This is a genomic window from Neisseria sp. GT4A_CT1, from assembly GCF_000227275.1.
GTDB lineage: Bacteria > Pseudomonadota > Gammaproteobacteria > Burkholderiales > Neisseriaceae > Neisseria.
In genome coordinates this window covers 212093-221986 of the sequence record NZ_JH164969.1, presented here as the reverse complement: position 1 = coordinate 221986, position 9894 = coordinate 212093, and the positions used below count along the sequence as shown (strand labels likewise).

Annotated in this window: 11 protein-coding genes and 2 pseudogenes; 5 read left to right on the top strand and 8 right to left on the bottom strand. The window is 49.2% G+C overall.

The window, feature by feature from the left end; genetic code table 11:
* Nucleotides 1-477: pseudogene (locus tag HMPREF1028_RS11100) on the top strand (bifunctional glutamine synthetase adenylyltransferase/deadenyltransferase); the annotation flags it as partial.
* A gap of 162 nt (nt 478-639) precedes the next feature.
* Here the strand turns inward: HMPREF1028_RS11100 and HMPREF1028_RS15605 are convergent.
* Nucleotides 640-843, bottom strand: a complete 204-nt coding sequence (locus HMPREF1028_RS15605) for a hypothetical protein (protein WP_094113066.1) — start codon at nt 841-843, stop codon at nt 640-642.
* Between the two features lie 68 nt (nt 844-911).
* Between HMPREF1028_RS15605 and HMPREF1028_RS15600 the strand changes: the two genes are divergently transcribed.
* Nucleotides 912-1976 carry a hypothetical protein gene (locus HMPREF1028_RS15600; protein ID WP_009312831.1) on the top strand — a complete coding sequence of 355 codons (1065 nt, stop codon included), beginning with the start codon at nt 912-914 and terminating at the stop codon, nt 1974-1976.
* Between the two features lie 257 nt (nt 1977-2233).
* On the opposite strand, the gene lptB is transcribed toward HMPREF1028_RS15600, so the two are convergent.
* The 6 genes and pseudogenes from lptB to HMPREF1028_RS14895 form a co-directional block, all read right to left on the bottom strand.
* On the bottom strand, nt 2234-2968 hold the full coding sequence (gene lptB / locus HMPREF1028_RS11090; RefSeq protein ID WP_003766063.1) for an LPS export ABC transporter ATP-binding protein: 735 nt from the start codon (nt 2966-2968) through the stop codon (nt 2234-2236).
* 93 nt (nt 2969-3061) lie between these two features.
* Entirely contained in the window at nt 3062-3592 is a 531-nt protein-coding gene (lptA, locus tag HMPREF1028_RS11085; RefSeq protein WP_003766057.1) for a lipopolysaccharide transport periplasmic protein LptA, read from the bottom strand.
* A complete protein-coding gene (gene lptC, locus HMPREF1028_RS11080; RefSeq protein WP_009312830.1) occupies nt 3573-4154 on the bottom strand; it encodes an LPS export ABC transporter periplasmic protein LptC in 582 nt (193 codons plus the stop codon). The genes lptA and lptC overlap by 20 nt, the downstream gene beginning before the upstream one ends.
* On the bottom strand, nt 4151-4687 hold the full coding sequence (locus HMPREF1028_RS11075) for an HAD family hydrolase (protein ID WP_009312828.1): 537 nt from the start codon (nt 4685-4687) through the stop codon (nt 4151-4153). The genes lptC and HMPREF1028_RS11075 overlap by 4 nt, the downstream gene beginning before the upstream one ends.
* 77 nt (nt 4688-4764) lie before the next feature.
* Nucleotides 4765-5739, bottom strand: coding sequence for a KpsF/GutQ family sugar-phosphate isomerase (locus HMPREF1028_RS11070; RefSeq protein WP_009312826.1), 975 nt, complete (start codon nt 5737-5739; stop codon nt 4765-4767).
* Between the two features lie 28 nt (nt 5740-5767).
* Nucleotides 5768-5887: pseudogene (locus HMPREF1028_RS14895) on the bottom strand (IS5/IS1182 family transposase); the annotation flags it as partial.
* Between the two features lie 92 nt (nt 5888-5979).
* Here HMPREF1028_RS14895 and tal point away from each other — a divergent pair.
* The 3 genes from tal (at nt 5980) to HMPREF1028_RS11055 (ending at nt 9034) form a co-directional block, all read left to right on the top strand.
* Complete coding sequence (gene tal, locus HMPREF1028_RS11065; RefSeq protein ID WP_009312824.1) at nt 5980-7035, top strand: transaldolase; 1056 nt, start codon at nt 5980-5982, stop codon at nt 7033-7035.
* 933 nt (nt 7036-7968) lie between these two features.
* Nucleotides 7969-8466, top strand: coding sequence for a pilin (locus HMPREF1028_RS11060; protein WP_009312822.1), 498 nt, complete (start codon nt 7969-7971; stop codon nt 8464-8466).
* Nucleotides 8467-8593: 127 nt separating this feature from the next.
* Entirely contained in the window at nt 8594-9034 is a 441-nt protein-coding gene (locus HMPREF1028_RS11055; protein WP_009312820.1) for a pilin, read from the top strand.
* Nucleotides 9035-9554: 520 nt separating this feature from the next.
* On the opposite strand, the gene HMPREF1028_RS11050 is transcribed toward HMPREF1028_RS11055, so the two are convergent.
* Nucleotides 9555-9894, bottom strand: a 340-nt coding sequence (locus HMPREF1028_RS11050) for an IS110 family transposase (RefSeq protein ID WP_009312818.1), incomplete at its 5' end; no start/stop codon positions are given.

The window sequence follows — 9894 nt, the reverse complement described above, 5'->3', positions numbered from 1 at the left end:
GCCCGCTTCATCTGCGGCACACCCGAAATTCAGACGGCCTTCGACCGCATCCGTACCGAAATCCTCACCGCCGAGCGCGACCAAACCGCCTTGGCAGGCGAAATCATCGAAATGCGTGAAAAAATGTTCCCCACCCATCCGCCGGTTGACAGCAACGTCAAATACGCACGCGGCGGCGTGGTCGACGTCGAATTTATCGTCCAATATCTGATACTTGCCCATGCCCGAAAATATCCGCAACTCCTCGACAACTACGGCAACATCGCCCTCTTGAACATCGCCGCCGACTGCGGCCTCATCGGCAAAACCCTCGCCAAACAAAGCCGCACCGCCTACCGCTTCTACCGCCAGCAGCAACACAACACCAAACTGCGCGACGCGGAAAAAACCGAAGTAACCGACGAATTGCTGGCACATTACGGCAATGTCAGGAAATTGTGGCGGGAAGTGTTTGGGGAAGAAGCGAAGCTCGGATAAAGCAGGTATTACGAAAATTGACTGACTCATTAGCCGCGTAGTGTGGGTTCTACCTGCGAATCACTGCAAACCCGTAACGTGGGCTTCGCCCACGAACCAAACCCAAAATTTCAGACGACCTCTTTTACCCACCATTATCGTGGGCAAAGCTCACGCTACCATCTACGCCATCAAAACAAAAGGCCGTCTGAGAACGGGAGGAGCAATTTTTGCCGAAACCTCCGCCGTCATTCCCGCACAGGCGGGAATCCAGAAGTTTGAGGTCGCAGCAGCCTTGAAATGTTCCTGAAATGCCAAGGTCTGGATTCCCTCCTGCGCGGGAATGACGGCATTAAATAATCGGCAGTTTGCAAATAGGTCGTTCAAATTAAGTGATTCGATTCTTATCTTTAGAATCCGAAAAGATTAATCAGCAAAAATAGGAAAGGGACAAAATGGGATTTTTTAGCGAGTTACATGATGATTTGTTGCAGGTTAAAAAGAAAATTGCCCAAGTGAATGAGTCAATATTGTCAGAACAGGAGCGCGAACAGTATGAATTGATTACGGTGGTAGCGTCATCGATGATTGATAATCCTGAGTTATGGGAAGAACAATGTTTATTCAATATTCATTATATAGGTGAAAATTTTAAAAGTCTGATCAAAAATTTTCTTTTTGATTTTTCAGATAACAATTTGTTATATCTTTATGGCTATATTGTAAGGTTTTTAGGTGAATTGAATTTAAGCTTTCAGCAAAAAGAATATAGTTTCAATCCTGGAAATTCATTATTTTCAATAATCAAGGGATTAAATAAAAAAATGTTCTATTCGGGAGGAAAACATCCTGAAGAACTTTGTTATGCTTTTTATAAGATGCCGATAGACATATTATGTTTCTATATAGGTAACCAAGGCTTTAAGACATTCTTTGAATTTGATGAAAGGAAAAATGCCTTAGAAACATCAATTACAAAATATCGGGATGAAATTCAACAAAAAATAGATGAAGTAAATGTACTCAAAGATAAATTAGACGAATACAAAACAGCATTCAACTTTGTCGGCTTGTCCCAAGGATTTGAAAATCTATTGAACCAAAAAAATCGGGCAAAATGGCTGACGTTTGCTGTATTGATACTTTTATCGATTATCACGCTTGCTCCATTATGTTTCAGTTTCTATAAAAAATTCATCGTAAATATAGATATTTCATGGCAATCCATGCTACCCATTATCGGCTTGGAATTTGTTTTAATCTATTTCTTCAGAGTAGTTTTAACTCATTACCATTCGATACAGACCCAAATCATGCAGTTGGAACTGCGGCAGTCGTTATGCCAATTTATCCAAAGTTACGCTGAGTACGCAAAAGAAATCAAAACTGATGATAAAGATGCGTTAGAAAAATTCGAAAATCTGATTTTCAGCAGTATTCTGTCCAACCCTGATAAAGTGCCGGGTACATTCGATGGTGTGGAAGGGTTAACGTCTTTGTTGAAAGAATTGAAGAAATAAAATTAAGGTCGTCTGAAATCCTAATTGGTTTTCAAACGGCTTTCTTGGGCGAAGTCCACGCTACAAGTTTCTGTCAACGTAGGCGATGTAGGTTGGGTTTAGACCCAACAAAAGCCGTTGAATCTTCTGTGGTGTTCAGTTTCAACCCAACCTACCCGAAAGGTCGTCTGAAAACGTTTTCAGACGACCTTTCTGACGCTTTGTTATTTTAAAACCGCACAATTGATTGTGCGGTTTGTCATGGTCAGTATTTGAAATCAATATTTGAAGTTTTCGCCGAGATAGACGGAGCGGACTTGTTCGTTGTTGACCAAGTCGTCGGGCTTTCCGGAGGCGAGGACGGTGCCGTCGCTGATGATGTAGGCTCTGTCGCAGATGCTGAGGGTTTCGCGTACGTTGTGGTCGGTAATGAGTACGCCGATGCCGCGCGATTTGAGGAAGTCGATGATTTTTTGGATGTCGATGACGGCGATAGGGTCAACGCCGGCGAAGGGTTCGTCCAAGAGGATGAAGCGCGGCTGCATGGCGAGTACGCGGGCGATTTCGACGCGTCGGCGTTCGCCGCCGGACAGGGAGGGGGCAGGGTTGTGGCGCAGGTGGCCGATGTTGAGGTCGGCAAGCAGTTTTTCGACTTCGCCGTCGATGCGGCTTTTGTCTTTGGTGCTGATTTCTAAAATGGCGCGGATGTTTTGTTCGACGGTCATTTTGCGAAAAATCGAGGCTTCTTGGGGCAGGTAGCCGACGCCGAGGCGGGCGCGTTCGTGTATGGGCAGGTGGCGCAGTTCTTGTCCGTCGAGGGTAACGCTGCCTGCATCGGCAGCGATGAGTCCGACAATCATGTAGAAGCTGGTGGTTTTGCCTGCGCCGTTGGGGCCGAGCAGGCCGATGACTTCGCCGCTTTCGATTTCGAGGGAGAAGCTTTTGACGACTTGGCGTTTTTTGAAACTTTTTTGCAGGTTTTGAACGACGAGGCGGCTGGTGTTTTCGCTCATAAATGACTCTTGGTTCGGAGGTCGTCTGAAAATGTTATTTGGGGTTTTTGCTGCGTTGGTTTTTAGACGACCTTTTGTGTTGTCAGATATTGGTTATTTGGTTTTTTGGGTGCTGGACGGCTGGATGACGACGCTGACCCTGCCGGATTTGGCGGCGGATTTGGCACCTGATTTCGAGCTGCCGTTGATGGTATAGACTTCGGTTTTGGTGTTGTAGGTGATGACTGCGCCTTCGGCAACGTCGCCGCCGCGTTGGACTTTGGCGTTGCCGGTCAGGGTAACGAGGTTGATGGCGGAGGAGTAGGTTACGTTGTTGGCTTGTCCGTTAACCGTGCCTTTGTTGTCGTCGAGCGTCTGGCTGAAGCGGACGGGCGAGCCGCTGGCTTTCATAAACTGTTCGCCTTTGTCGTTGCGGGAGACGTTGACGCTGCCGGCGCGGATGTTGAGCGTGCCTTGTTTGATGATGACGTTGCCGGTGAAGGTGGTGCTTTGGTTGTTTTGGTCGAGCGAGCCTTGGTCGGCTTCAATCTGTATCGGCTGCTTGCTGTCGCTTTGCAGGGCGTAGGCTGGGGCGGTGGCGAAAAATGCGGTTAAAACACATGCCTTACATATTTTTTGTATCATAAATCGTGGCTTTCACTCTGGATGGGAAGTTCAACAAACCTTTTTTGTGGTCATACGTCAGACCTTCGGCGTTGCCGCTCGATTCGCCGTATTGGAAGGTAACGGGCGTGTCGGTTTGGGCGTATTGCGATTCGGTGTCGACGTGTAGGAGATCGGTTTTGACGACGCCTGCCTGCCGCTTGGCATCGGCGGCTTTGGTCAGGACGACGTTGTGTTTGAACAGGAGTTGTTTGGTTTGGGTGTTGTACACGGCTTCGTCGCTGCCGACGTCGTAAAGCCGGCTGCCTTCTTGGAAGAAGACGAGGTGCGGCAGCTCGAAATGGACGTCGTTGCTTTCGGGAAATTGTTTCGCCCCTCTTGCGCTCAGATGCTCTTTCAGACGACCTTGTTCGTCAAACCGCCGCCCGTCTATGCCGTCCATCGTGTATTGCGGCTGGTTGGGGTTGAGTTTGACTTCTTCAATGTCGATTTCGCTGATACGCCCCAGCCATGCCGACAATCCGCCGAGCGCGACCGCCAGCACCAAAGGGAATGCAATTCCGTACCGCCATCTTACTTTCATTTGATGTACTCGTTCAAAGCCGCGCCCAGCGTACCTTTCGCGCGCATAATCAGGTCGCACACTTCGCGCACCGCGCCCGCGCCGCCCGCGTGTTTCGTAATATAAGCGGCGTGTTGCAGCGCAAACCAATGCGCGTCGGGGACGGCAACCGGCAATCCGCAGCGCACCATCACCGGCAAATCGACCACGTCATCGCCGACAAAGGCGCACTCGCCTTCTTCTACGCCCGCTTTCGCACGCAATTCTTCATAGGCGGCGTGTTTGTCCGAAATGCCTTTGAAGTAGTAATTTATGCCCAACTGTTTGACGCGGATGCCGACGGAGGGCGCGTCCCGACCTGTGATAACCGCAGTCTGCACGCCGCTTGCCTGAAGCATCTTCAAGCCGTGTCCGTCCAGGGTGTGGAACGATTTGATTTCTTCGCCGTCGTCGCGGATAAAGATGCGGCCGTCGGTCAAAACGCCGTCCACATCCAATATCAGCAGCTTGATATGCGCCGCGCGCTGTTGCAGCTCGGGGTCTAAGGTTTGCATAGTGTTTCCTTGCGGATTGCCAGGTTTCAGACGACCTATTCTAACATAAAGGTCGTCTGAAAACGGTTAGCCCGCCTTTACACAATCCGCGCCATCAGTAAATCGTGCATATTCAGCGCGCCGGTCAGCACGCCGTCGGCGTCGGTTACCAAAAGCCCGTTCACATGGTTTGCCTGCATGACTTTGAGGGCTTCGGTGGCAAGGCGTTCGGCGGGGATGGTTTTGGGGGAAGGATGCATGATTTCATCGACGGTCAGCCCGTCAAAACGGTCACGCTGTTGGAACAGGCGGCGCAAATCGCCGTCGGTAAACACGCCTTTCAGACGACCTTGATCGTCCGTTACCGCCAGCATGCCCAAGCCTTTTTCACTCATGCTGACGATGGCTTCTTTCAAGGGCGTGCCGAGTCGAACGGCGGGCAGCGCGTCGTCTTGGTGCATGATGTCCGCAACGCGTAGAAGCAGTCGTTTGCCAAGGCTGCCGGCGGGGTGGCTCAAGGCGAAATCGTCGGGCGTGAACGCGCGCGCGCGCAGCAGGACGACTGCCAATGCGTCGCCCAAAGCCATGACGGCGGTGGTGCTGGTAGTCGGGGCAAGTCCCAGCGGGCAGGCTTCTTTGGAAACTGACGCCGTGATGTGGATGTCGGCATGGCTCGCCATGGTCGAATCGGGGCGGGCGGTAATGCAGATGAGGGTAATGTTTTTGCGTTTGAGCGCAGGGATGATGGCGGCAATTTCGTCGCTTTCGCCGGAATTGGAAATTGCGACGACGACGTCGTTGTCCACAATCATGCCCAAATCGCCGTGTGCCGCTTCCGCAGGATGGACGAAAAACGCGGGTGTGCCGGTCGAAGCCATAGTCGCCGCTATTTTGCGCCCGATATGTCCCGACTTGCCCATGCCCGTGATGACGACCCTGCCTTTGCAGTGCAGCAGCGCGTCTGCCGCGTGGACGAAGTTTTCGTCCAGTTCCGCCGCAATTTCACGCAAGCCTTCCGCTTCGGTGTGCAACACTTCGCGCGCCCAATCGAGATATTGACCGTTTCCTGCCATAAATTTACGCCTTTTTGTGTTCGTTTTATAGTGGATTAACTTTAAACCAGTACGGCGTTGCCTCGCCTTGTCGTACTATTTGTACTGTCTGCGGCTTCGTCGCCTTGTCCTGATTTAAATTTAATCCACTATATATCGTTTTGGACATTGTTAAATGCCCTAATAATCTATCCAAATTTGCCGAATAGGGGTAGCATTACCGCCTGCTTCGCAAATAACCTATATTTAAAGGAATCAGAGATGACTATTTTATCGGACGTTAAAGCATTAGGACAACAAATCTGGCTGGACAACCTTTCCCGCTCGCTCGTGCAAAGCGGCGAATTGGCGCAAATGCTGAAACAAGGCGTGTGCGGCGTCACTTCCAATCCCGCCATCTTCCAAAAAGCCTTCGCCGGCGACGCGCTTTACGCCGATGAAGTCGCCGCCCTCAAACAACAAGACCTCAGCCCCAAACAACGCTACGAAACCATGGCGATTGCCGACGTACAGGCAGCCTGCGACGTTTGCCTTGCCGAACACGAATCCACCGGCGGCAAAACTGGTTTCGTCAGCCTCGAAGTTTCCCCCGAGCTTGCCAAAGACGCACAAGGCACGGTAGAAGAAGCCCACCGCCTCCATGCTGCCATCGCGCGTAAAAACGCCATGATTAAAGTCCCCGCCACCGACGCAGGCATCGAAGCACTCGAAACCCTCATCGCCGACGGCATCAGCGTGAACCTGACCCTGCTGTTCTCACGCGCCCAAACCCTCAAAGCCTACGCAGCCTACGCGCGCGGCATCGCCAAACGCTTGGCAGCCGGACAAAGCGTTGCCCATATCCAAGCCGTCGCCAGCTTCTTTATCTCCCGCGTGGACGGCGCGCTTGACGCCACGCTGCCCGACCACCTCAAAGGCAAAATCGCCATCGCCCTTGCCAAAGCCGCCTACCAAGACTGGGCGCAATACTTCGGCAGCCCCGAATTTGCCGCACTAGAGGCCAAAGGCGCAAACCGCGTGCAGCTCTTGTGGGCGTCCACAGGCGTCAAAAACCCCGCCTATCCCGACACGCTCTACGTTGACAGCCTGATCGGCGCGCACACCGTCAACACCGTCCCCGACGCCACCCTCAAAGCCTTCATCGACCACGGCACAGCCAAAGCCACGCTGACCGAAGGCGTAGAAGAAGCACAAGCGCAGCTTGCCGAAACCGCCGCGCTCGGCATAGACGTAGAAACCCTCGCCAACCGCTTGCAGGAAGACGGTTTGAAACAATTTGAAGAAGCCTTCGACAAACTGCTCGCCCCGCTGGCTTGATGGTCAAAACCCAAGCCAGCCTTAGCAACCCTTTATCTATAAACAAGCTCAAAAGGTCGTCTGAAAACCTCAATTCGAGATTTTCAGACGACCTTTTGCCGTTTCCATCATCTATATATAGATTCAAATCAAGACCAAGTATAGTGGATTAACTTTAAACCAGTACGGCGTTGCCTCGCCTTGTCCTGATTTAAATTCAATCCACTATATCATTATCGCCATCAGCTAATGCAGGCAGAATCTGCCAAAAATAATGTGCAAAATCGAAAAAAGGCAGGGCGGGTATCCCTATCGGTTATCCCCTTTTTAGAAGAGGCTTCGGGCGCTGAAAACAACCATTCAAAATTAAATTAATTTCCATAAATTTCTATTTTGAATTGCCGTTTATCTCAAATAAATATCAAATATCAAAATATCATATTAAAAACATTCGAAAAATCAATATATTAAAAATATCTAAATTTCAAAAATACCGTTTATCTGAAAAATAATACCGCTTGTCTAAATATTTAAATATTATTAAAAACGGCTTTCAAAAGTGACGAAACACGGCACGTGACACAAAACGTCTTCTTCACCTCCCCCAAAAAAATCAAAAAATGACAAAACACGTCATATTGCAAAAACAATCCTACGTCATAAAAAAGCCCAAATCTGCCCGAAAAATCCTTCAAAACAAATTTAAACCTATTAAAAACATAAAATTACAAAATATTTTCACAAAAAATCCAAAAAAATCCAGACTTGGCACATCCCCTGCTTGATACATTACGTCCGGCAAGGGAAACGAAGCAACGAAGCCCGAACCGGGAAGCTGTATATTCCTTCTACTTGATGGTTTTACTCATAAACAAGCAGAGCCAAACACATTACGGATTTTTTAACAACAAACATTTTTTTATTCACAACACTTTTTTAACTGGAGTTTATTAAATGAAAGCAATCCAAAAAGGTTTCACCCTGATCGAATTGATGATCGTCGTAGCAATTATCGGTATCCTGGCCGCTATCGCCCTGCCTATGTACGGCGACTACACTGCCCGCGCACAAGCGACTGAAGGCTACGAACTCTTGGGCGGTATGAAAACGCCTTTGGTTGAGGCAGTTGCAGCAAGCAGTAATGACGTAGCTTGTAATGGTGCTACTGATGATACTGGTGCGGCTGGTGCCAATGATCCGGCTTGGTTTAAATCCGCAGTACGTTCCGGTAAATATGTTAAAGGTGTGGCAGCTGCACATGCAGGTTCAGAAGATTCTGCTACTTGTGCTTTGACTGCTACCTTTAAAGATGCATCTACTGGTGTCAATGATAAAGTGGCTAAGAAAACTATTACTATGACGTTGACTCCTGCAACTGGTGCTTGGGCTTGTACTACCAACCTGGCTGATAACGTAGCACCTGCTGCTTGCCGTGCTGTCGCAAAAAAATAACAGCTAATTTCATAAATTATTATGAAATTACAAAGCCCGCTCTGGCGGGCTTTTCTACCATCTCTTCAAACAATTCAAATTGGGCAAACCGATTCTGCTCCTAACTCACTTCATCAAAGGCTGTCGTATGAAACAACAAGGTTTTACCATTACCGAACTGATGATTGTCGTCGCCATTCTCGGCATACTTGCCGCCATTGCCCTGCCGTTGTTCGGCAACTATACCGCCAAGGCGCAGGCAACTGAAGGGCATGACATCCTTGCCGGTCTGAAAAGCCCGCTGGTCGAGGCTATTTCTACCGAGGGCATTAATGCTTGCGATACCACCAAACCTTGGTTTACCTCCAGCGTGCATACGGGCAATTTCGTCAATGGTGTTGCTTTAGAAAAGAATGAAACCCAATGCCTGCTGACCGTTACTTTCAAAAGCAGTGGCGTAAACGACAAAATCACTGATAAGAAAATTAATATCCGCTATACCGTAGGATCGGGAGTATGGGAATGCGGTACAAATGTGGACAAAGAATTACGCACCGCTTCATGCCAAGGCGACCTGCTGTCGCTGTAATTAAAGGCGTAGGTCGGATACTTGTATCCGACAAAAAAGCCGATGTCCACACATTGCGAAAATTCGGGAATGATTGAAATGTCGAATTCGAGAATCCGACCTACATGGATTGTTCGGTTTCAACGTAGGTCGGATACTTGTATCCGACAAAAAAGCCGATGTCCACACATTGTGGAAATTTGGGAATGATTGGAATGTCGGATTCGAGAATCCGACCTACATGGATTGTTCGGTTTCGATGTAGGTCGGATACTTGTATCCGACAAAAAAGCCGATGTTCACGCCTTGAGAAAATTCAGGAATGATTGAAATATCGGATTCAAGCATCCGACCTACATGGATTGTTCGGTTTCGATGTAGGTCGGATACTTGTATCCGACAAAAAAACGATGTCCACACATTGCGAAAATTCGGGAATGATTGAAATGTCGGATTCGAGAATCTGACCTACATGGATTGTTCGGTTTCAACGTAGCAACTGTATTTTTCACCCCGTCGGGCAAAAATACCAAAACTCAAATCAAGCCGTTCGGATACCGTTTTCGGTGGTACCGTTTTCGGCAAAGTAATCACGCATCCGGGCATTCAATATCGTCAGCAGTTTGCGCATACATGCCGTAACGGCAACCTTATACGGCTTACCCTTGGACAGCAGGCGTTGGTAGAAATCCCGAATAAGCGGTTCAAAACGTGTCGCTACCACGGTAGCCATATACAGTGCCTTACGCACCGCAGACCTTCCGCCAAAGCAGCGGCTTTTGAATTTGGTTTCCCCGCTCTCCCTCGGGTGCGGGGCAATGCCGACCAAACTCGCCAGCCGTTTGTGCGACAGCCGTCCCAATTCGGCAGCATCGCCATCA

Coding starts and splice junctions, on each gene's coding strand:
- lptA (WP_003766057.1), bottom strand. CDS start 3,592: ATGATACAAAAAATATGTAAGGCATGTGTTTTAACCGCATTTTTCGCC.
- HMPREF1028_RS11070 (WP_009312826.1), bottom strand. CDS start 5,739: ATGGCAGGAAACGGTCAATATCTCGATTGGGCGCGCGAAGTGTTGCAC.
- lptB (WP_003766063.1), bottom strand. CDS start 2,968: ATGAGCGAAAACACCAGCCGCCTCGTCGTTCAAAACCTGCAAAAAAGT.
- HMPREF1028_RS11055 (WP_009312820.1), top strand. CDS start 8,594: ATGAAACAACAAGGTTTTACCATTACCGAACTGATGATTGTCGTCGCC.
- lptC (WP_009312830.1), bottom strand. CDS start 4,154: ATGAAAGTAAGATGGCGGTACGGAATTGCATTCCCTTTGGTGCTGGCG.
- HMPREF1028_RS11075 (WP_009312828.1), bottom strand. CDS start 4,687: ATGCAAACCTTAGACCCCGAGCTGCAACAGCGCGCGGCGCATATCAAG.
- tal (WP_009312824.1), top strand. CDS start 5,980: ATGACTATTTTATCGGACGTTAAAGCATTAGGACAACAAATCTGGCTG.
- HMPREF1028_RS15600 (WP_009312831.1), top strand. CDS start 912: ATGGGATTTTTTAGCGAGTTACATGATGATTTGTTGCAGGTTAAAAAG.
- HMPREF1028_RS11060 (WP_009312822.1), top strand. CDS start 7,969: ATGAAAGCAATCCAAAAAGGTTTCACCCTGATCGAATTGATGATCGTC.